We start from the raw sequence: 21,801 nt of genomic DNA on the forward strand, positions 1-21,801 counted from the left end.
GAATGTTCAAGAATTGGGATGCATATAGATCGGGCAGCAACTGCCGGACATTCATTCAAATCGGGACCGCAAGCGAAGTTCACCGTGGCCAAACCGCCCCATCCCAACACCCCCCTCACCGAACATCTCGCCTATCTGCTCGCGCAGGCCAACCGGGAGATCAACCGGCAGCTGGAATCGCGCCTGAGCACGGAGGGCGTTCCCGTCGAGCAATGGCGCATCCTCAAGGTGCTGTCGGACGGCGAGGGGCATTCGATGGGCGATCTCGCCGAAGCCGTGCTGCTGAACCATCCGACCCTGACCAAGATGATCGACCGCATGGTATCGGACTCGCTGGTCTACCGCCGCCAGGATGCGAATGACCGCCGCAAGGTGCTGATGTTCATCAGCGACCGCGGCAAGGCACTGTGCAAGCGACTGAACTCGCTGGCTGCCAGCCAGGAGGCGTACATCCTGGCGAACTACGGCGACAAGGCGACGGGTGAGCTGAAGCGGCTGCTGGAGAACCTGATCGACGCGGCGAGCTGAAGAGGCTGCGGACAGCGATATCCAGCGTCACGATCGCAACGCTCAAAGATCTGATGTTGTGGAGCTGTGTATGAATGCGCCCTCTCCCCTTGTGGGAGAGGGCATGTAGGACGGTGCAGCAAGCTCGGTCGGGTGAGGGGTTTCTCTCCGCGAGCGTCACTCGCCGAGAGAAACCCCTCACTCAACCGCACGCGCGGATCGGCCAGAGATGGCCCTCTCCCACAAGGGGAGAGGGCGCTGTATTGCACAGCGCGTAGCGCCGCTCGATGAGTAAGGCACAGCTCCCCTCCCGCCAAGCACCGCTGCAGCGCAGCGTCGCTGCGACAAAACTCCCGGCATCCCCGATCACGCCGGGATGGACGCAAGACGAATCCTCCCTCATCCTGTCATCTGACGATCGCGACGAACGGGCCACAGAGCCCGCGCGCGATCACCGGCCTCGCATGGCCGGACGAGGACACGACACAGGAGGACAGGCCATGGGCATTCCTATGGGCATTCATCGGCTCGATCGCGCCATCGGCAGCGACTATCCGACATTCGCCAGCACGGCGGACATCCGCGCCTTCGAGCAGACGCCGTACAGCGACCGCATCGCCGCTGAGAGCACGTATGAGGCACTGAAGTGCGGGGCGTCGGCCAATCCGGACGCGCCCGCGATCCAGTTTCTGCAGAATGCCGACCCGGCGGATACGCCCGTGGTGATCACCTATCGCGATCTCCTCGCGCGGGTGACGCAGGCGGCGAACATGTTTCACGCGCTCGGCGTCGGCCCCGACGACGTCGTCAGCTTCATGCTGCCGCTGGTGCCCGAAGCCTTCATCACGCTGTTCGGCGCGGAGGCCGCAGGCATCGCCAACCCGGTCAACCCGCTGCTCGAGCCGCACCAGATCGCGGAGATTCTCGACGCTGCCAAGACCAAGGTGCTGGTGGCGCTCGGCCCCCTGCCCGGCACCGACATCTGGCAGAAGGTCGAGAAGATCCGCGGCAGCCTGAGACATCTCAAGGCGATCGTACAGGTCTACGGCGGTGGCGGCGACCCGGCCAACGGCATCCACGCCTTCAACGACCTGATCAAGCCGCAGCCGAGCGATCACCTCGTCAGCGGCCGGCAGATCAAGGCGAGCGACACCGCGGCCTATTTCCACACCGGCGGCACCACCGGCACGCCCAAGCTGGTGCGTCACAGCCACGGCAACCAGGTCTACCAGGCCTGGGCGATCAACATGATCCTGAAGGCCAGGCCCGGCGGCACCTTGCTGTTCGGCATGCCGCTGTTCCATGTCGGCGGCTCGCTGACGCAGGCGCTGCAGACGCTCTCCGCCGGAGGCTGCCTCGTCGTGCTCTCCGGCGCCGGCTGGCGCAATCCGAATGCGGTGCGCAACATCTGGGGTCTGGTCGAGCGCTTCAAGCCGGAGACGCTGTCGAGCGTGCCCACCGTGCTCGCGGCGACGCTGGCTGTGCCGCAAGGCAGCGCCGATATCTCCAGCCTGCGCTATGCCGCCGGCGGCGGCTCGGCAATTCCGGTCGCGGTCGGACAGGCGATCATGGACAAGCTCAAGCTGCCGGTGATCGAGGTCTACGGCATGACCGAGACCGCGAGCGTGCACACCATGGCCTATCCGGACCAGCCGATCCGGCTCGGCTCGGTCGGCCTGCCCGTGCCCTATGCCAAGGTGCGCATCGTCAGGCTCGACGCCGACGGCCGCTATGAGCGTGACTGCGCGGCGGACGAGATCGGCGTCGTCATCATGGCCGGGCCGGGGGTGTTCTCCGGCTATCTCGATGACGCCCATAACAAGGGCGCCTTCATCGACGGCCATTGGGTCAATTCCGGCGATCTCGGCCGGCTCGACGCCGACGGCTTCCTGTGGATCACCGGCCGCGCCAAGGACCTCGTGATCCGCGGCGGCCACAACATCGATCCGGCGCCGATCGAGGAGATCCTGTTCCAGCATCCGGACGTGGGATTCGCCGCGGTAGTCGGCCAGCCCGACGCTTATGCCGGCGAGCTGCCGATCGGCTATGTGCAGCTCAAGCCGGGTGCTGCCGTGCAGCCGGGCGAACTGGAGGACTGGGTGCGCGCCCGCACGCCGGAGCGTGCCGCGGTGCCGGTGCAGATCATCCCGATCGATCCGATGCCGGTGACCGGCGTCGGCAAGGTGTTCAAGCCGCAACTGCGCTGGGACGCCGCGACGCGCGTGTTCACAAAAGTGCTGTCGCAGCTCACCGACCGCGGCATCGATTGCAGCGTCAAGGTCGGCGCGCATGGCAGCCACGGCAGCCTTGCGACGGTGACGCTACGCAACGTGCCGGCGGAGCAGCGCGAGGCGATCGAAAACGAGGTGCACACGCTGCTGGCGCCGTTCGTGATCCGGCATGAGGTGGTGATGGGGTGAACGGCGGACGCGTCATCCTCCGTCCAGGCTCCTGGCGTGCGGCGTCTCATGGGAAGATAGAGAGCCGTCGCAACAAACGATCAAGTCAGTTCGTTGCTCCGTCATGCCCGGGCTTGTCCCGGGCATCCACGCCGTGCTCAGCGTGCCGAACGACGTGGATGGCCGGGACAGCCCGGCCATGACGACGTGGAGAGTGAGAGCGCAATTTATTTGATCGGAATGCCCGGCCCCAGCCGTTCGACATCCAATATGAGCGGCTTTGCCAATCCTTTGTCGACCGCAACACGACGCAACAGGTTCGGCCAATCGGAGATGATACCGTCGACACCGACATCCATCAGTTGCGCCATGTCCTCCGGCTTGTTGACGGTCCACACCACGACCTGCAGACCGAGCGCATGCGCCTCATCGACCAGCTCCGGCGAGACCTCGGTGTAGTACGGCGACCAGACCTTACCGCCCGCGGCGTTGATTGTGCGCGGCAGCGAGCCACCGTAATCCGCGGGATTGAAGCCGGCCGTCCAGCGCGTGGCTTCCGTCAGCGAGACCGTCGGCGTCTTGCCACCCTGCCGGGACAGATAGACGGTCGGGATGTTTGGTGCGCGCCGCTGCACCAATTGCAAGGTGCGCCAGTCGAACGACTGGATCATGACGCGGCCGGTGAAGTTCTCAGCCTCGATCAGGTCGAGCAGCAAGGCGACGAACCGATCAGGCTCCGGAGCTTCTCCGGTAAGCGCAGGATCGAGCTTGGTCTCGATATTCAAGCGCGCGTGGTCCACGCCCGAACGCCGGACGAGATCGATGACCTGCTTCAGGGTCGGAATCCGCGGCGGCGGCACGCCGCCGGTGAGCACCTGCTGAAACGGAAACTGCTTGGCATAGTCGCTAGCGGGACGGATCTGGCCGACATCGTAGGACTGCACTTCAGACAGCGGCAGATCGATCAGTAGCGGCCCGGGCGACGCGACGTAGTTGCCGGCTGCATCCCTTGCGAGATCGGGATTGAGCCGCCGTTCATGAGAGACGACCAGCACGCCGTCGCGTGTGACGCCGACGTCGAGCTCGAGCGTGTCGACGCGAAGCGCCAGCGCGGCCGTGAAGGCCTGCAGCGTGTTCTCCGGATACAGCGCGCGCCCGCCGCGATGCGCCTCGATATCGAAGGCCGCGGCCGGGCTGCCGAGGGCCGCCAACAACAGCACCGCGGCGAGGGAGAGAGATCGATGTCGCATGGCACCAGCCTACCATGGGACGGCCGATTGCCCATTCCTCTTGTCTCAACTGGCCTTCTGAACTAGGCCTTTTCCATCAGACTGGCAGAGAATGCCGGTCGAGGATCGAGGGGAGGCGATCCGCGCGCGGTTCAATGCCGCGCCCGCATTCCCTTGGCCCTTTTTCGAGCCTTGTTTTTCGAGTTCACGCGCGACGGACCATGCCCAGGACAATGCCCATGACCGACCTTCCTGTCCTCATCGCCGGCGGCGGCATTGGCGGCCTCGCGACGGCGCTGACCTTGCAGCAGATCGGCGTGCCCTGCCTGGTTTATGAGAGCGTGCGCGAGATGCGGCCGCTGGGGGTCGGCATCAACCTGCAGCCCAATGCGGTGCGCGAGCTTTATGATCTCGGCATCGGCGCCGACGATCTCGACCAGGTCGGCGTACCCGCGAAGGAATGGGCGCTGGTCGGGCTGAACGGCAACGACATCTATACCGAGCCGCGCGGGCTGCTCGCCGGCTACAACTGGCCGCAATATGCGGTGCATCGCGGCAAGCTGCATATGCTGCTGTACAGCCGGCTGGTGCAGCGCGCGGGCGCACAGACCGTGCGGCTCGGCAGCCGCGTGAGCGGCTATGAGAAGAACGCGGAGGGCACGGTGACGGCGCGCATCGAGCACGCCGATGGGTCGCGCTCCGAGCAGCGCGGCCGGCTGCTGATCGGCGCCGACGGCATTCATTCGGCGGTGCGCGCGCAGATGCATCCTACACAGCCGCCGATCCATTGGGGCGGCGCCGTGATGTGGCGCGGCGTCACCTGGGCGAAGCCGATGCGCACCGGCTCGTCCTTCGTCGGGCTCGGCACGCATCGCCACCGCGTCGTGGTCTATCCGATCTCGCATCCCGATCCGAAGACGGGGCTGGCGCTGATCAACTGGATCGCGGAGGTGACGATGGACAACACCGAGGGCTGGAAGCAGACCGGCTGGTTCCGGCAGGTCCCAGTCGCCGAGTTTGCCCATCATTTCGCCGGCTGGACCTATGACTGGCTCGACGTGCCCGCGCTGATCGCCGGCGCCGACGGCGCCTATGAGAACCCGATGATCGACCGCGATCCGGTGCCGACCTGGGTCGACGGCCCGGTCGCGCTGATGGGCGACGCCGCGCATGCGATGTATCCGACCGGCAGCAACGGCGCGAGCCAGGCGATCGTCGATGCCCGCGTGCTCGGCACCTGCCTGCTGGCTCATGGCGTGACGCCGGCCGCGCTCGCCGCCTATGACGAGAAGCTTTGCGGCCCGATTTCGGCGGTGATCCTGCGCAACCGCGGCGCCGGCCCGTTCGGATTGCTCAACCTGGTCGACGAGCGCTGCGGCGGCACGTTCACCAACATTGACGAGGTTGTGCCGCCGGCCGAGCGCGAGGCGTTCATGGCCAACTACAAGAAGGCCGCGGGTTTTGCGATCGAGCAGCTCAACGCCGCGCCGCGGACGATTGCCGAAGGCGCGATGGTCGACGCCGCCAAGGCTGCCTGACTTTCTCGGAAGCTGTCTGCCCACCCTCGATGTCGTCCCGGGCAAGCACCTCGGCGCATCGCGCCGATGTGCGCCGACCCGGGACCCATACTCCGCGGCAGAAATTAGCAGCCACGCTGGAGCGACCAGCCTGCGTCACAACATCATCCTGTGGTTATGGATCCCGGCGTTCGCCGGGATGACACTCGTGGTTTGGCGCGCAGCTCGCGCAACAGCGTCATTGCGAGCGAAGCGAAGCAATCCAGAGTCGTGGGCGGGACCCCGGATCGCTTCGCTGACGCTCGCGACGATGATGAGAGGGTCGGCCGCGCTTACGCGTAGCGGCCGTGGCAGTGCTTGTACTTCTTGCCGCTGCCGCAGGGGCAGTCCTCGTTGCGGCCGATCTTGCCCCAGGTCGTGGGGTCGTTCGGGTTGCGCGCCTCCGCCGGGACGGGAGCGGCGCCTGACGACGGCACCAGGGAGACGTTGGCGAAGGCCATCTCGTCCTCGCCGGTGTTCGGATCGGCGTGATGCGCCTGCATCGGCGGCAGCACCGGCTGCTGCTCCTCCGGCGGCACGATCTCGACGCGCATCAGTTGCGCCGTCACCGCCTCGCGCAAGTGAGCGATCATCGCCTCGAACAGCGTGAAGGCTTCCGACTTGTACTCCTGCAGCGGATCGCGCTGGCCATAGCCGCGCAGGCCGATGACCTGGCGCAGGTGGTCGAGCATCACGAGGTGCTCGCGCCAGAGATGGTCGAGCGTCTGGAGCAGGATGGTCTTCTCGACGTAGCGCATCACGTCGGGGCCCCATTGCGCGACCTTGGCGGCCATGCGCTCGTCGGCATGGGTCTCGATGCGCTTGAGCAGCTCCTCGTCGGCGATGCCCTCTTCCTTCGCCCAATCCTCGACCGGCAAATCGAGGTCGAGCACGCGCTTCAGCTCCTCCTTCAGGCCGACGACATCCCACTGCTCGGCATAGGCATGCTCGGGCACGTGCTTGCTGACGAGATCGTCGATGAAGGCGTGGCGCATGTCGGTGATGGTCTCGACCACGCTCTCGTCCTGCATCAGCTCGACGCGCTGGTCGAAGATCACCTTGCGCTGGTCGTTCTGGACGTTGTCGAACTTCAAGAGGTTCTTGCGGATGTCGAAGTTGCGCGCCTCGACCTTCTGCTGTGCCTTCTCCAGCGCCTTGTTGATCCAGGGATGGATGATGGCCTCGCCTTCCTTCAGGCCGAGCCGGGTCAGCATGCTGTCCAGCCGGTCGGACCCGAAGATGCGCATCAGGTCGTCTTCCAGCGACAGGAAGAATTTCGACCGGCCCGGATCGCCCTGACGGCCGGAACGGCCGCGCAGCTGGTTGTCGATGCGGCGGGATTCGTGGCGCTCGGAGCCGATGATGTAGAGCCCGCCCGGCTTGGTCACGGTCTTGGCCGGTTTCGAGCCCTTGGCCGGCTCGATCTCGACCGTCTCCTCGGCCTTCAGCACGATCTCGCGGAAGCGGGCGATATCGGCCTTGATCTGCTCGATCTTGGCGGCCTTCTCGGCCTCGTCGGTGATCCCGGCGGTCTCCTGCTGGAGCCGCATCTCGAGCGAGCCGCCGAGCTTGATGTCGGTGCCGCGGCCGGCCATGTTGGTCGCGATCGTGATCGCACCGGGCACGCCAGCTTCGGCCACGATGTAGGCTTCCTGCTCGTGGAAGCGCGCGTTCAGCACCGCGAACAGTTTGGCAGGCTTGCCGGCGCGGGCCGCCGCATAGAGCTTGTCGAGCGCCCGCTCGCTGCCGAAATCGATCTGCTTGTAGCCGTGCTGCTTGAGATAGGCGGCCAGCACCTCCGACTTCTCGATCGAGGCGGTGCCGACCAGCACCGGCTGCAACCGGGAGTTCGCCCGCTCGATCTCGGCCAGGATGGCGGCGTATTTCTCCTGCTGGGTGCGATAGACCTCGTCGTCCTCGTCGAGGCGCGCGACCGGCAGGTTGGTCGGGATCTCCAGCACTTCCAGCTTGTAGATGTCGAACAGCTCGTCGGCCTCGGTGGCGGCCGTGCCGGTCATGCCGGCGAGCTTGGCGTACATGCGGAAGTAGTTCTGGAAGGTGATCGAGGCCAGCGTCTGGTTCTCGGGCTGCACCGGCTGGTGCTCCTTGGCCTCGAGCGCCTGGTGCAGGCCTTCGGAATAGCGCCGGCCGGGCATCATGCGGCCGGTGAATTCGTCGATGATCACCACCTCGCCGTCGCGGACGATGTAGTCCTTGTCGCGGGTGAACAGGGTGTGGGCACGCAGCGCCTGGTTGATGTGGTGGACGACGGAGACGTTCTCGACGTCGTACAGCGACTCGCCCTTGAGCTGGCCGGCATCGCGCAGCAGAGTCTCGATCTTCTCCATGCCGGCTTCGGTCAAGGTGACCGTGCGCTGCTTCTCGTCGACGTCGTAATCGGACTTGTCGAGCTTCGGCACGAAGGTGTCGATGGTGTTGTAGAACTCCGAGCGATCGTCGAGCGGCCCGGAGATGATCAGCGGCGTGCGCGCTTCATCGATGAGAATGGAGTCCACCTCGTCGACGATGGCGAAGAAGTGGCCGCGCTGGACCATGTCCTCCAGCCGGTACTTCATGTTGTCGCGCAGATAGTCGAAGCCGTATTCGTTGTTGGTGCCGTAGGTGATGTCGCAGGCATAGGCCGCCTTGCGCTCGGCGTCGTCGAGGCCGTGGACGATCACGCCGGTGGTCAGGCCGAGGAAACCGTAGATCTGGCTCATCCAGCCGGCGTCGCGGCGGGCGAGGTAATCGTTCACCGTCACGACATGGACGCCCTTGCCGGCGAGCGCGTTCAGGTAGACAGCGAGCGTGGCGACCAAGGTCTTGCCTTCGCCGGTCTTCATCTCGGCGATGTCGCCCTCGTGCAGCACCATGCCGCCGATCAGCTGGACGTCGAAATGGCGCTGGCCGAGGGTGCGCTTGGAGGCCTCGCGGACGGTGGCGAAGGCTGGGACCAGGAGGTCGTCGAGCGTCTTGCCGTCGGCGAGCTGTTTCTTGAACTCCTCGGTGCGCGCCTTCAGGGCCTCGTCCGACAGCTTGGCGAGCTCCGGCTCCAGCGCGTTGATGGCGTTGACGCGGGACTGGTAGCCCTTGACGCGGCGGTCATTGGCGGAGCCGAAAAGCTTACGGGCGAGCGCGCCGATCATTGCTGAAATCCTGCCTCTAATGGGTCTGCGTTGCAGCCGTAACTCATGGTTTGGGTTTGCTGTTCCCGGCGTGATGCACCGCAGCACCCGCGCCAGGCTCGAACGTCGGCGCCATCAGGCGGCCGTCAGATGAGTGGGAGACGAGCAAACCAGGGTTCAACGGCCAAAAACGCAGCAAAATAAGCGCTATCGCCCTTGAAGCGATCGGGGAGAGATATGGCTGGGGGGGAACGTTGTCAACGGCGCCCGACACCAGGACATCCGCCCCGAACCTGTCGCCGATTTCACGAAATTGACAGACTTTTCGCGTTGCCAAGGCACGACGATTGGGCGAGTGTCCCCGCCGCCCTGAGGCCACGCCCCTGGAGCCCCCTCTTCAAGACAAGGATTTTCCATGACCACGTCGTTCCCGGTTACGAAAACCGGCCTGCGCTTCGGCCTTGCTACCGCTCTCGCCGGCAGTCTCGCATTGTCCCTGCTGGTCGCCCCCGCGCGCGCCGCCGACGATGCCAACCCGGTGCTGGCCAAGGTGAACGGGGCCGAAATCCGCAAGAGCGACGTCAAACTCGCGGAAGAGGAGCTTGGGCCGAGCCTCGCCCAGATGGACCCCGCGACCAAGGACGAGAACGTGCTGTCGTTCCTGATCGACATGAAGCTCGTGTCGAAGGCGGCCGAGGACAAGAAGGTCGCCGACAGCGAGGACTTCAAGAAGCGCCTCGCCTTCACCCGCAACCGCCTGCTGATGGACAGCCTGCTCGCCAGCGAGGGCAAGGCCGCGACTACGCCGGACGCGATGAAGAAGGTCTATGAGGAAGCCTCCAAGCAGATCGGCGGCGAGCAGGAGGTGCATGCGCGCCACATCCTGGTCGAGACCGAGGACGAGGCCAAGGCCGTCAAGGCCGAGCTCGCCAAGGGCGCCGACTTCGCCGAGCTCGCCAAGAAGAAGTCCAAGGACCCCGGCGCCTCCGACGGCGGCGACCTCGGCTTCTTCACCAAGGAGCAGATGGTGCCGGAATTCGCCAACGTGGCGTTCGGCATGGAGCCGGGCAAGATCTCGGACCCGGTGAAGACCCAGTTCGGCTGGCACATCATCAAGGTCGAGGAAAAGCGCAACCGCAAGCCGCCGGAATTCGACCAGGTCAAGAGCCAGATCGAGACCTACGTGACCCGCAAGGCCCAGGCCGACTACGTCGGCAAGCTGCGCGAGGCGGCCAAGATCGAGCGCCTGGACAAGCCGGCCGCCGACGCCAAACCGGCGGATGCGAAGCCGGCGGATGCGAAGCCGGCCGAGCCGGCGAAGAAGTAAGCGGTTCGCTTCTAACCAGGACGCGGCGACGCCGCCTTGCGAGGCGGCAGTCAGAGAGCCGTCACTGCCGCGTCACAAAAGGTGTCGTCCCCGCGAACGCGGGGACCCATACCGCGTGATGCCTGAAATGGGCACGCGGCCAGTACCGAGCCTGACAACTACACCCTGTGGTTATGGATCCCCGCTTTCGCGGGGATGACAGCGGAGTGTGGAGTCGCATCCACTCCCACGTTGACGACTTAGATGATACAGAGCGCTTCCCGCCAATCCTGCCGGAAGCCTCTCGATGTCCTCAGCCGTCTCCCCGCTCGCCCCGACCGACGTCCCCGACATGCCCCCGATCGCCGGCGTCAAGCTGGCGACCGCCGCAGCCGGCATCCGCTACAAGAACCGCACCGACGTGCTGCTGGCGCTGCTCGATCCCGGCACGACCGTCGCCGGCGTGTTCACGCTGTCGAAATGCCCGTCGGCCCCGGTCGAATGGTGCCGCGCCAAATTGAAGGGCGGCAAGGCGCGCGCGCTGGTGGTCAATTCCGGCAACGCCAACGCCTTCACCGGCAAGACCGGCAAGCAGTCGACGGCGCTGACCGCTGCGATCGCCGCCAAGGCGGTGGGCTGCAAGCGGGACGAGATCTTCCTCGCCTCGACCGGCGTCATCGGCGAGCCGCTCGACGCCACCAAGTTCGACGGCGTGCTCGAAGGCCTCGCCGGCACCGCGACCCCTGAGGACTGGATGGGCGCCGCGCGCGCCATCATGACCACCGACACCTTCCCGAAGGTCGCGACCGCCACCGTCAAGCTCGGCAAGGCCAAGGTGACGATCAACGGCATGGCCAAGGGCGCCGGCATGATCGCGCCGGACATGGCGACGATGCTGTCCTTCATCTTCACCGACGCGCCGATCACGGCGCCGGCGCTGCAGGCGCTGCTCAAGGTCGGCGTCGAGGACACCTTCAATGCGGTGACGATCGACGGCGACACCTCGACCTCCGACACCCTGCTCGCCTTCGCCACCGGCGCCGCCGCCGCCAAGGGCGCGCCGAAGATCAGCCGCATCAGCGATCCCAATGCAAAAGCTTTCGTGAAGGCGTTCAACGCCGTGCTGGCCGATCTCGCCGAACAGGTCGCCCGCGATGGCGAGGGCGCGCGCAAGCTGGTCGAGATCATCGTCGAGGGCGCCAAGAGCAAGCCGTCGGCGCGCAGGATCGCGATGTCGATCGCCAACTCGCCGCTGGTGAAGACCGCGATCGCCGGCGAGGACGCCAATTGGGGACGCGTCGTGATGGCGGTCGGCAAGGCGGGCGAACCGGCCGATCGCGACAAACTCTCGATTTCCTTCAACGGCATCCGCGTCGCGTCGAAAGGCGCGCGCGATCCGTCCTATGACGAGGCGGAAGTCTCGGAGGCGATGAAGGCGCAGAAGGTGCAGATCAAGGTGGCACTCGGCCTCGGCAAGGGCCGCGACCGCGTGCTGACCTGCGACCTCACCAAGGAGTATGTCGCGATCAACGGCGACTACCGCTCTTGAGCCGGCTGGCTGCACCTGAGGAGCGCCCCCTCGGAGGCGCCCCTGCAATCGCTCAACTCGCGATCCGCGCGTCGGCGACCGCTCTGTCGAACAGCTTCCTCAGCGCTTCGGCGATGCCCTGGGTCGGAGACACCTCGGTGTAGTATCCGTCGGACGCGCAAGCTTGCATGTTCTGCGCAATCTCGCTGTTCGGCGACGGCCCGAACGGCCCCTTGTTGAAGGGATCGATCCAGCTCATGTACCAGCTGTTGGTCGGCAGTTGCAGATAGGTCGTGTAGAGCACGGCGATCTTGATGCCGCGGTTCTTCAGCGCGGTGCACAGCGCCGGATTGAGCGGCGACTGGCATCGGTTACCGCTCGCCTTCGCCTTCAGGCAGGCCGCATTGCTTTCGTCGGCAACGCCGTCAGAGACGAAGAACAGGTATTTCAGCGGCGAGCCCGTGGTGCCGTCACCGGGCGTCGAGATCTCGTTGTTGATCGCCGGGAACACAGTCGAGAACGGCGTGTCCTTGTCGGCGGTATAGGCGTCGTTGTTGCCGTAGACACCCATCAGGTCGATATTCCCGGCGGCACTCTTGGCGCTCGACAAATTGGACGACAGCGCGAACAAGGAGCGCAGGCCGATCGTCTTCGACGCCGCGCCGAAATCGTACAGCGCCATGCGGAACTGATTGGGATAGGTCTGCGTGGCCGCCGCCTTGTCCATCAGCTGCTGGGTGGCGCTGCGCAGCACGTCGATGCGCGTGGTGACGCCAAGCTTCTTGGCAAGATTATAGTAGTTGTTGGAATCATTGTAGTCGTGGCAGGCAAAGGCACACTTGTCGGACGTGTTGTTGACCATCTTGGTCACATCGTCGGGAGTCGCCGCGACGCCCATCGAGGGCGAATTGTCGAGCAGCAGATAGAAGTCGATGTATTTCGGCATCGAGGCCTTCGCCGTCGACGAGCCCTGCAAGGTCATGGTCTTGAAGCCGACGATGCTCATGAACATCGTCGGCACCGTAGCCGTGAACGACACCGTGGCGCTCACGACCGAGCCCGACTTCTTCACGTCCGGCGTGAGACTGTTCAGCGTATAGCCGGACGTGCCGGACATGTTGCCGTTGAATATCTTGCGCGCATCGTCGTTGCCGACCGCGATCGGGCCGTCGCCGGTCATGGAACCAGCCGCGATGAAGGCCGGCGCGGTCCTCGACACCGCGCCGACGGACGCGGCGTCCACCGCCGCCTGCAGCTTGGCGCGCATCTGGTTGTTCCGGCTGTAGTCGATGCCGCAGCCGACCGCCGTGATCACCGGCACGCAGACGATGGCGAAGGTCACGGCAACATTGCCGCTGACGTTGCGGCGAAAGCGGGCGAGCAGGTCAGTTAAAAATCGCATGAAAGATGCCTAACGAACCATGAGGAGGCCACGACTGACACCCGTGAAAATACGCGTGAGCCAATTAAGGTTGGCTTATTTCAATCGTGGAAAGACGGCTCGAAACGGCTTAGGTTAAGAAATCCTCACCAGCGCAGCCGGCTCGTTCAGTCTGAACCAGCGGCGGCGTGCGCTCCCAGCCCCCCGATCGGATCATGCCCGACTTGAAACTCACCCTCGTGGTCGCCTGCGCCCTCGTCGATGCCGACAATCGCGTGCTGCTGGCGCAGCGGCCGCCCGGCAAGACGCTCGCGGGCCTCTGGGAGTTTCCCGGCGGCAAGCTCGAGCCGGGCGAACGCCCCGAGGCCAGCCTGATCCGCGAGCTCGACGAGGAGCTCGGCATCACCGTGCGCGAGGCCTGTCTGGCGCCGCTGACCTTTGCCAGCCACGCCTACGAGACGTTCCATCTGTTGATGCCGCTCTACATCTGCCGGCGCTGGGAAGGCGTGGTCACCGCGCGCGAGGGCCAGCAACTGGCCTGGGTGCGGCCGAACAAGCTGCGCGACTATCCGATGCCGCCCGCGGACATTCCGCTGCTGCCGCATCTGATCGATTTGCTGATGTGAGCCGCTGCGCCGTCCCAACCCTCACTCGTCATGCGCGGGCTTGACCCGCGCATCCATCATCCTGCGAAAAAGAGGATGGATCGCCGGGTCAAGCCCGGCGATGACGAGTGTAGCTAGTCGCCCTCATTGGAGTGCGGCACACGCTTCACCGCCGTCTCCAAGCTCGCCGTCGCCGAGCCCGGCTTCAGCGGCTTCTGCTGGCTTTCGTGCGGCGCCCAGCCGGAAATCCAGATGATGTCGAAGGTGGCGCGGATGCGGCCGTCAGGGTCGGCGAAGCGCTCGGCATAGATCGCGGCCATGCGCAGCAGGGTGGCGCGGCGCAGCGGCGTGCGGCGCCGCTCGACCAGGCTGTTGGTCGCGCCCATGCGGCGGAGATCCTGCATCAGGCCGAGCGCGCTGGCGTAGCGGACCACGACGCGGTCGACGTCGGTGACGGGCAGCGCGAAGCCGGCACGCTGCAACAGCCCGCCGACATCGCGCAGATCGGCAAGCGGCGCGACGCGCGGCGATACGCCGCCCTCGCATTCGGCTTCGGCCGCCGCGAAAGACTGCCGCAGCTCGGTCAGCGTGTCGCCGCCGATCATGGCCGCGAGCAACAGGCCATCAGGACGCAGGGCCCGGCGGATCTGCACCAGCAGCCCAGGCAGATCATTGACGAATTGAAAGGCGAGCGCCGACAGCACGAGATCGAGCGATTGCGCTGCCAGCGGCAGCCGCTCATCCGCCGTTTCGGGCGCGGCGATATGTGCGAGCTGCGAGAGGCGTCCCGAAAGATACGGCTTCAAGCCGGCGCCGGGCGTCCAAACGTCGGCGGCCGCGCTGAACGGCCGGTTCACTGCGGCGAGGCGGTCCGCGATGTCCTCGGCGACGCGCTCCAGCAGGAACGTCTCGGGCGCGCTCGCAACCCGCCGCTGCCGCTGCGCAAGCAGGGGACGGTCGAACAGAACGGGAGCGGTGCCGGGCTGGGTCATGGGGGGCTGGTTACGCCGATCCTGGTGGCCGGGCAATGCGCCGCTTGAGCCGCCTGAGTTGCGGGGCTAGCCTCAACACATGGGTGTGACGTTTGCTCCAAACCGCGTCGGACGACTTCGTGCAGCCGCGGGCGCGCTGCATCGCAGTCTCGCGCACGTTGCCAAGCTCGCACTCGACGTCGCGCTCCCCACCCTGTGCATCTCCTGCCGCGAGCCGGTCGATGGCGAGGGGGTCTGCGCGGCGTGCTGGGGTAAATTGTCGTTCATCGAGCGGCCCTACTGCCCCAAGCTCGGCATTCCCTTCGTCTATGATCCAGGCCCCGAGCTGCTGTCGATGGAGGCGATCGCGGCACCGCCGGCCTATGCCAAGGCGCGCGCCGCCGTGCGCTATGACGAGGTCGCGCGCACCCTGGTGCATCAGCTGAAATATCAGGACCGCACCGATCTGGCGCCGATCATGGGCCGCTGGATGGTCCGCGCGGGCCGCGAGCTGCTCGCCGATGCCGATCTGCTCGTGCCGGTGCCGCTGCACTGGCGGCGCGGCTTTTCGCGCCGCTACAACCAGTCCGGCGCGCTGGCGCGGGTGATCGCCCGGTCCAGCGGGGTCAGAATGCAGGGCGACGCGCTGCGCCGCGTCCGCGCGACCAAGCAGCAGGTCGGCCTGTCGCGGCCCCAGCGCGCCAGCAATGTGCAGGGCGCATTCCAGGTATCGGCAGACCGTCTGCACGACGTGCAGGGGCGCCGTGTCGTGATCGTCGACGATGTCCTCACCACCGGCGCGACGGTGGATGCCTGCGCCCGCGCCCTGCTGCGCGCCAAGGCGGCCGAGGTCCGCGTGCTGGTCTTCGCCCGGGTTGTCGATGCCCCCCGCGCTCCCATATAATCTGACGTTCCGTAACAGCTGAGCGCGACATGACCGCTGCGATCGAAATCTATACCCGTCCGGGGTGCGGCTACTGCACGGCCGCCAAATCGCTCCTGACCCGCAAGAACGTCCCCTTCACCGAGCACGACGCGGGCAAGGATCCGACCGTCCGGCAGCAGATGTACGACCGCGTCGGCCCGGGCTCGACCTTCCCGCAGATCTTCATCGGCAAGACCCATATCGGCGGCTGCGACGATCTCTATGCGCTCGATCGCGAGGGCAGGCTCGACGCCATGCTGGCCGGAGACAAGGCGACATCATGAGCAACGACCGCAGCTTTACCGCCGCCATGGTGCAGATGCGCACCTCGCTGCTGCCCGAGCCGAGCCTCGAGCAGGGCACCAGGCTGATCCGGGAAGCGGTCGCGCAGGGCGCGGAGTACGTCCAGACGCCGGAAGTGAGCAACATGATGCAGCTCAACCGGACGGCGCTGTTCGAGCAGCTCAAGAGCGAGGACGACGATCCCTCGCTCAAGGCCTACCGCGCCCTGGCCAGGGAGCTGAACATCCATCTGCAAATCGGGTCGCTGGCGCTGCGCTTCTCGGCCGAGAAGGCCGTGAACCGCTCGTTCCTGATCGGGCCTGACGGAAACGTGCTGGCGAGCTACGACAAGATCCACATGTTCGACATCGACCTGCCGGGCGGTGAGAGCTATCGGGAGTCGGCGAACTATCAGCCCGGCGAGACGGCGGTGATCTCGGATCTGCCGTGGGGCCGGCTCGGCCTGACGATCTGCTATGACGTCCGCTTCCCGGCGCTGTATCGCGCGTTGGCCGAGAGCGGCGCGTCGTTCATCAGCGTGCCCTCGGCGTTCACGCGCAAGACCGGCGAGGCGCATTGGCACACGCTGTTGCGCGCCCGCGCCATCGAGACCGGCTGCTTCGTGTTCGCCGCCGCGCAATGCGGCCTGCACGAGAACAAGCGCGAGACCTTCGGCCATTCGCTCATCATCGATCCCTGGGGCGAGGTTCTCGCCGAGGGCGGCGTCGAGCCCGGCGTGATCGTGGCGCGCATCGATCCGTCGCGGGTCGAGAGCGTGCGGCAGACCATCCCCTCCCTGCAGCACGGCCGCCGCTTCGGCATCGCCGATCCAAAGGGGGGCCCCGATTATCTGCATCTGGTGCGGGGCTCGGCATGATCCGCTACGCGCTGCGCTGCGAGCGTGATCACACCTTCGAAAGCTGGTTTCAGAGCTCCTCGGCCTACGAGTCGCAGGTGAAGCGCAAGCTGGTGGAATGCCCGACCTGCGGCTCGACCAAGGTCGAGAAGGCGATCATGGCGCCGCGCATCGTCAGCAAGAAGGGACGCGAGGTTGCAGTGGAGCCGCCGCCGGCGGTTCCGGCGCCGGCGCAGGAGGTCATTCCGCCGGGATCGACCGCGCTGATGATGGCGCAGGAGCGCGAGTTGCGCGCCAAGCTCAAGGAGCTGCGCGATCACATCGTCAAGAACGCCGACGATGTCGGCGAGCGCTTCCCGACCGAGGCCCGCAAGATGCATTACGGCGAGACCGAGCACCGGCCGATCTATGGCGAAGCCTCGCTCGACGAAGCGCGCGAGCTGATTGAGGAAGGCATCGAGGTCGCCCCGATACCGGTGTTGCCGGACGATCGGAATTGACGGTTAGAGCCGGCCAGTCCCGCAGCGCTCGCGGGGCGAACCAACCGCAACTCTCGATTATTCTGCGTCATTGCGAGCGCAGCGATCGATTTGCGCGACCCCAAATGTGTCAACGATGTCCCCGAACAGGTGTAAGCTATGTCTCCGGGCTGCTCGCAATGACGGAGGAAAGAGCTCATCCTCTCTCCTCTTCCGTCGTCTGAGCAATACATCCGTCAGAGCGGCATAGATGTCCCCCCTCTCCTCCTCCTGGCAGCTCTGGGCTCTGCTCTCCGCGCTGTTCGCCGCCCTGACGGCGATCTTCGCCAAGGTCGGCGTCGAGGGGCTGAACTCCGATCTCGCCACCCTCATCCGCACCGCGATCGTGCTGGTGACGCTGGCGCTGATCCTGTTTGCGACAGGACAGCTCACCAGCCCCGGGCCGATCTCGACAAGGAGCTGGATCTTCCTGACGCTGTCGGCGCTCGGCACCCGCGCGTCTTGGCTGTGCTACTTCCGTGCGCTCAAGCTTGGTCCCGCCACATTGGTGGCGCCGATCGACAAGCTCAGCGTCGTGCTCGTCGCGCTGTTCGGCGTCGTGTTTCTCGGCGAGCGGCCGAGCATGCAAGGCTGGATCGGCATTGCGCTGATCGCGGCCGGCGCCGTGCTGATCGCCGTCAAGGGTTAGGCTACACCGCAATAAGCAGCGCCACCCCGGCCACGATCAGGGCGATGCCGCAGAGCTCGCGGAGCGACACCGGCTGCTTGAACGAGTAGTACGACACGCCTTGCGCGAACAGCACCTCGACCAGCGCCAGGGTGCGGACGTTGGCCGCTGCGGTGAGCGCGAACGCCAGGAACCAGAACTGCGAGGCGAAGGCGCCGATGAAGCCCGCCATCATCGACGGCCGCCACAGCGACAGGATTCCGCGCAGGATGTCCGGCGCGCGCGCCAGCAAATAGACGGTGAGGATCGCCGTCTGCACGAACAGGCCCCAGACCAGCGTGGTCGACGCGGCCGTGACGAAGGACACGCCGTCGACGGTGATGATGGCGCCGCGGAAGCCGACGGCCGACAGCGCGAACGCGGCTGCGGCGACGAGCCCCGTGACGGTCGGCTTCAACTCGGCAAAGCTCTTGTCGCCGCCAGGCCGGAGCGCGGTGATGACGACGCCGATGGTGGCGATCAGGATGGCGATCACCTTCGGCACCGACAGCGGATCGCCGAGGAAGATGAAGCCGAAAATCGCGGTCTGGATCGCCTCGGTCTTCAGATAGGCGGTCGTCACCACGAAGGAGCGGTCGGTCATCGCCAGCAGCATCAGGCCGGTGGCGATGATCTGGCTGAGCGCGCCGAGCAGCAGCCACGGCCAGAATGCAGCCGACGGCCATGGCAGGCGATCACCGGTGGCCAGCAGCACCGCGGTCAGGAACACCAGCGAGAACGGAAACCCGAACAGGAAGCGGATGTTGGTCGCGCCCCAGGTGCCGAGCTTCGCTGTCAACGATCGCTGCATCGCATTGCGCGCGACCTGACCGGCCGCGGCCACCAGCGTGAAGGGAATCCAGAGCGAGGCGATGGAGAACATGCGGGGCACGGAACGGCTGTGAGGGCCGGCCACCGTGGCGAGCGGGGCGCGCCGGGTCAACCGTTCAGGCGGAGATTCGGCCGCATGTCAGGATTGCAGCGGACGTCAGGGACGACACCGTTGGTGGGGCGGCAGGCGGGCTGAAGCGCAGAAGCGCGCTACACCATCTGTTCGGCGACCACCATGTAGTTCACGTCCATGTCGGTCGACAGGCTCCAGCGGTCGGCGAAGGGGCTGTAGACGACGCCGCTCTGCTCGGTGATGACCAGGCGATTGTCGAGCAGGTATTTGGTCAGCTCGTCCGGGGTGACGAACTTGCTCCATTCATGCGTGCCGCGCGGCAGCCAGCGCAGGACGTATTCGGCGCCGACGATGGCGAGCGCAAAACTCTTCCAGTTGCGGTTGAGGGTCGAGACGACCATCAGGCCGCCCGGCTTCAGCACCGCCGCACAGCGGCCGAGGAAGGCGCCGACATCGGTGACGTGCTCGACGACCTCCATCGCCAGAACGATGTCGAAGCGTTCGCGCGGGTCCATCTCCTCGATGGTGGTGCAGCGATAGTCGATGGAGAGGTGCCCCTTCTCGGCATGCAGCTTGGCGGCAGCGATGTTGCTCGCCGAAGGATCGACGCCGACGACCTGGGCACCGAGCCGCGTGAACGGCTCGCACAGCAGGCCGGCGCCGCAGCCGATGTCGAGCATGCGCAGGCCCGACAGGCAGTTGAGGCTCTTGGCGTTGCGCTCGAACTTCCGGCAGGCGGCATCGCGAATGTAGGTCAGGCGCAGCGGATTGATCTTGTGCAGGGGCGCCATCTTGCCCTTGGGGTCCCACCAGGTCTCGGACAGTTTCGAGAATTTTGCGATCTCGGCGGGGTCGACGGTCGAGCCTGGAGAAACAGGGCTGCTGCGGGAATCCTGAGGCATTGTCATCGGTGATTACTCAATGATCGGAGCTGGACGCGGCGGGGCGCTAACGCGCCGTGATGGCGTTCCGGAACGCCACCGGCTCCGCGATGGTCGAAATGGCTTCCTTGCCCTCGCCCACACCCAAGATGGTGACGTCGCCGTAATTGAGAAGTCGTCCCATGATGGTCTGGTTGACGTCGACGCTCTCGACCTTGTCGAGCGCCATCTCGAAGGTACGGCGGCGGATGAAACCGGTTTTGTGGACGACCCGGCGATTGGTCACGTCGGTCTCGGTCGTCAGGCGGTGGAACCAGGCCCTGACCGTCCAATACAGGCCCACGATGGCGATCACGGCGGAGGTGGCCAGGCAGAGCATGACGAGATTGTCATTCATGGTCGTGCGGGAGAGGACGAGCAATCCAAACACGACGATCCAGGCCCCGATCGCCGGAAGGTAGAACATCCAGTGCGCATTGGTCGAATACAGCACCTTCTCGCCGGGTTGCAGGATTTCGTCGATGTAACGCGCCATACCAGTCCTCTACCCCACTCCGTCACCGCAAGGAACCGTCTTGCCCCCAGCCGCGCCGCTATGTATACGCGCGTTTCGGCTGGCGCGCCTCCGGTTTCCGCGCGAGCCGGTCAACTTATCCTCCTGATGGGAATGAGCGCGTCGTCATGGGTCGCCTCGTGCTGAAATTCGGCGGCACATCCGTCGCCAACATCGACCGCATCCGCAACGTCGCGCGCCACGTCAAACGCGAGGTCGATGCCGGTCATGAGGTCGCCGTCGTGGTCTCGGCGATGTCCGGCAAGACCAACGAGCTGGTGGCCTGGTGCACCGAAGCCTCGCCAATGCACGACGCGCGCGAATACGATGCCGTGGTGGCCTCGGGCGAGCAGGTCACGTCGGGCCTGCTGGCGATCGTGCTGCAGAGCATGGGCATCCAGGCCCGCTCCTGGCAGGGCTGGCAGATCCCGATTCGCACCAGCGACGCCCACGCCTCGGCCCGCATCGTCGGCATCGACGGCTCCGAACTGATCCAGCGCTTCCAGGAGCGCAAGGAAGTGGCTGTCATCGCCGGCTTCCAGGGCATCAATCCGGACACGAATCGAATCACGACGCTCGGCCGGGGTGGCTCGGACACCTCGGCGGTGGCGATCGCCGCCGCCATCAAGGCCGACCGCTGCGACATCTATACCGACGTCGACGGCGTCTACACCACCGATCCGCGCGTGGTGCCGAAGGCCAAGCGGCTCGACAAGATCGCCTTCGAGGACATGCTGGAGCTGGCGTCCCAGGGCGCCAAGGTGCTGCAGGTCCGCTCGGTGGAACTGGGCATGGTCCACAACATGCCGATCTTCGTCCGCTCCTCATTCGACAAGCCCGAGGATATCGACCCGCACGCCAACCAGCCGCCGGGGACGCTGATCTGCAGCGAGGAACAAATCATGGAAAATCACGTCGTGACCGGCATCGCCTTCTCAAAGGACGAGGCCCAGATCTCGGTGCGCCAGATCGAGGACAAGCCGGGAATCGCCGCCTCGATCTTCGGACCGCTGGCGGACGCCAACATCAACGTCGACATGATCGTCCAGAACGTCTCCGAGGACGGCAAGACCACCGACCTGACGTTCACCGTGCCGGCGACCGACTATAACCGGGCCCGCGAGACCATCACGGCAGCCAAGGACAAGATCGGCTACCAGCGCCTGGATACCGCAACCGACGTCGCCAAGGTGTCGGTGATCGGCTCGGGCATGCGCAGCCATGCCGGCGTCGCCGCCAAAGGCTTTGCCGCCCTCGCCGCCCGCAACATCAACATCCGCGCGATCACGACCTCCGAGATCAAGTTCTCGGTGCTGATCGACGCCGCCTATACCGAACTGGCCGTCCGCACGCTGCATACGCTCTACGGGCTGGACCAGGCCTAGAAAATCCTCCTCCTTCACGCCCGATGTCCCGTTCTGTAACAGCGGGACATCGCGCAGACGTGCGCGAAAGCCGTTGACGCCGCCGCCGGTGGCAGGCGTTTTGCTTGGCAAAACAAGCCCTAATTCGCTATACGCCTCGCAGGATGGCTGCCGCGAACTGTGCTCCAGTGATGGTTGTCCTTATTCGACCCGGCAGCTTCGGCGTGTAGAGGGCCGAATCAAG

At 65.7% G+C, this 21,801-nt stretch carries 19 protein-coding genes; 12 read left to right on the forward strand and 7 right to left on the reverse strand.

Annotation, left to right across the window (positions count from 1 at the left end; genetic code table 11):
- Positions 1-84: 84 nt before the first annotated feature.
- Positions 85-528, forward strand: a complete 444-nt coding sequence (locus tag HL666_RS26965; RefSeq protein WP_172184516.1) for a MarR family winged helix-turn-helix transcriptional regulator — start codon at positions 85-87, stop codon at positions 526-528.
- A 479-nt stretch (positions 529-1,007) separates the two neighbouring features.
- Positions 1,008-2,927, forward strand: coding sequence for an acyl-CoA synthetase (locus tag HL666_RS26970; RefSeq protein ID WP_172184518.1), 1,920 nt, complete (start codon positions 1,008-1,010; stop codon positions 2,925-2,927).
- Positions 2,928-3,133: 206 nt separating this feature from the next.
- On the opposite strand, the gene HL666_RS26975 is transcribed toward HL666_RS26970, so the two are convergent.
- The gene (locus HL666_RS26975; protein WP_172184520.1) at positions 3,134-4,156 is read right to left on the reverse strand and encodes a glycerophosphodiester phosphodiesterase; all 1,023 of its coding nucleotides are present in this window, start codon (positions 4,154-4,156) and stop codon (positions 3,134-3,136) included.
- A 218-nt stretch (positions 4,157-4,374) separates the two neighbouring features.
- Here HL666_RS26975 and HL666_RS26980 point away from each other — a divergent pair, with 218 nt between their 5' ends.
- Positions 4,375-5,673 (forward strand): flavin-dependent oxidoreductase, encoded by a 1,299-nt coding sequence (locus HL666_RS26980; RefSeq protein ID WP_172184522.1) that lies wholly within the window; start codon positions 4,375-4,377, stop codon positions 5,671-5,673.
- 311 nt (positions 5,674-5,984) lie between these two features.
- Here the strand turns inward: HL666_RS26980 and secA are convergent, their stop codons facing one another.
- Positions 5,985-8,837, reverse strand: coding sequence for a preprotein translocase subunit SecA (gene secA / locus HL666_RS26985; RefSeq protein ID WP_172114475.1), 2,853 nt, complete (start codon positions 8,835-8,837; stop codon positions 5,985-5,987).
- Positions 8,838-9,231: 394 nt separating this feature from the next.
- Here secA and HL666_RS26990 point away from each other — a divergent pair, with 394 nt between their 5' ends.
- Together HL666_RS26990 and argJ are read left to right on the forward strand one after the other, a co-directional pair.
- Positions 9,232-10,143, forward strand: a complete 912-nt coding sequence (locus tag HL666_RS26990; protein WP_172114474.1) for a peptidylprolyl isomerase — start codon at positions 9,232-9,234, stop codon at positions 10,141-10,143.
- A 286-nt stretch (positions 10,144-10,429) separates the two neighbouring features.
- Positions 10,430-11,671, forward strand: a complete 1,242-nt coding sequence (gene argJ, locus HL666_RS26995; protein ID WP_172184524.1) for a bifunctional glutamate N-acetyltransferase/amino-acid acetyltransferase ArgJ — start codon at positions 10,430-10,432, stop codon at positions 11,669-11,671.
- 52 nt (positions 11,672-11,723) lie between these two features.
- Here the strand turns inward: argJ and HL666_RS27000 are convergent, their stop codons facing one another.
- A complete protein-coding gene (locus tag HL666_RS27000) occupies positions 11,724-13,052 on the reverse strand; it encodes a TadE/TadG family type IV pilus assembly protein (RefSeq protein WP_172184526.1) in 1,329 nt (442 codons plus the stop codon).
- Between the two features lie 194 nt (positions 13,053-13,246).
- On the opposite strand from HL666_RS27000, the gene HL666_RS27005 reads away from it, so the two are divergent.
- Positions 13,247-13,657, forward strand: a complete 411-nt coding sequence (locus tag HL666_RS27005; protein ID WP_172184528.1) for a (deoxy)nucleoside triphosphate pyrophosphohydrolase — start codon at positions 13,247-13,249, stop codon at positions 13,655-13,657.
- Between the two features lie 113 nt (positions 13,658-13,770).
- Here HL666_RS27005 and HL666_RS27010 read toward each other — a convergent pair whose 3' ends face one another.
- Positions 13,771-14,628, reverse strand: a complete 858-nt coding sequence (locus tag HL666_RS27010; RefSeq protein WP_172184530.1) for a methyltransferase domain-containing protein — start codon at positions 14,626-14,628, stop codon at positions 13,771-13,773.
- 79 nt (positions 14,629-14,707) lie between these two features.
- On the opposite strand from HL666_RS27010, the gene HL666_RS27015 reads away from it, so the two are divergent.
- The 5 genes from HL666_RS27015 to HL666_RS27035 all read left to right on the forward strand — a co-directional run bounded on the left by HL666_RS27015 (position 14,708) and on the right by HL666_RS27035 (position 17,837).
- The gene (locus tag HL666_RS27015) at positions 14,708-15,511 is read left to right on the forward strand and encodes a ComF family protein (RefSeq protein WP_172184532.1); all 804 of its coding nucleotides are present in this window, start codon (positions 14,708-14,710) and stop codon (positions 15,509-15,511) included.
- A gap of 29 nt (positions 15,512-15,540) precedes the next feature.
- Positions 15,541-15,816: a glutaredoxin 3 gene (grxC, locus tag HL666_RS27020; protein ID WP_172114468.1), complete on the forward strand. Its 276-nt coding sequence runs from the start codon at positions 15,541-15,543 to the stop codon at positions 15,814-15,816.
- A complete protein-coding gene (locus HL666_RS27025) occupies positions 15,813-16,691 on the forward strand; it encodes a carbon-nitrogen hydrolase family protein (RefSeq protein ID WP_172184534.1) in 879 nt (292 codons plus the stop codon). The genes grxC and HL666_RS27025 overlap by 4 nt, the downstream gene beginning before the upstream one ends.
- Positions 16,688-17,170, forward strand: a complete 483-nt coding sequence (locus HL666_RS27030) for a DUF1178 family protein (protein WP_172184536.1) — start codon at positions 16,688-16,690, stop codon at positions 17,168-17,170. The genes HL666_RS27025 and HL666_RS27030 overlap by 4 nt, the downstream gene beginning before the upstream one ends.
- A 229-nt stretch (positions 17,171-17,399) precedes the next feature.
- A complete protein-coding gene (locus tag HL666_RS27035; protein WP_172184538.1) occupies positions 17,400-17,837 on the forward strand; it encodes an EamA family transporter in 438 nt (145 codons plus the stop codon).
- 1 nt (position 17,838) lies between these two features.
- On the opposite strand, the gene HL666_RS27040 is transcribed toward HL666_RS27035, so the two are convergent.
- From HL666_RS27040 to HL666_RS27050, 3 genes are all read right to left on the reverse strand, one after another.
- Positions 17,839-18,738 (reverse strand): EamA family transporter, encoded by a 900-nt coding sequence (locus HL666_RS27040; protein ID WP_172114464.1) that lies wholly within the window; start codon positions 18,736-18,738, stop codon positions 17,839-17,841.
- Between the two features lie 158 nt (positions 18,739-18,896).
- The gene (gene ubiG / locus HL666_RS27045; RefSeq protein ID WP_376698627.1) at positions 18,897-19,661 is read right to left on the reverse strand and encodes a bifunctional 2-polyprenyl-6-hydroxyphenol methylase/3-demethylubiquinol 3-O-methyltransferase UbiG; all 765 of its coding nucleotides are present in this window, start codon (positions 19,659-19,661) and stop codon (positions 18,897-18,899) included.
- A 46-nt stretch (positions 19,662-19,707) separates the two neighbouring features.
- The gene (locus HL666_RS27050) at positions 19,708-20,175 is read right to left on the reverse strand and encodes a PH domain-containing protein (RefSeq protein ID WP_172184540.1); all 468 of its coding nucleotides are present in this window, start codon (positions 20,173-20,175) and stop codon (positions 19,708-19,710) included.
- A 146-nt stretch (positions 20,176-20,321) separates the two neighbouring features.
- Between HL666_RS27050 and HL666_RS27055 the strand changes: the two genes are divergently transcribed.
- Positions 20,322-21,578 (forward strand): aspartate kinase, encoded by a 1,257-nt coding sequence (locus HL666_RS27055; protein WP_172114461.1) that lies wholly within the window; start codon positions 20,322-20,324, stop codon positions 21,576-21,578.
- Positions 21,579-21,801: the final 223 nt, after the last annotated feature.

Source organism: Bradyrhizobium aeschynomenes, from assembly GCF_013178945.1.
In the GTDB taxonomy this organism is placed as follows: Bacteria; Pseudomonadota; Alphaproteobacteria; order Rhizobiales; family Xanthobacteraceae; genus Bradyrhizobium; species Bradyrhizobium aeschynomenes.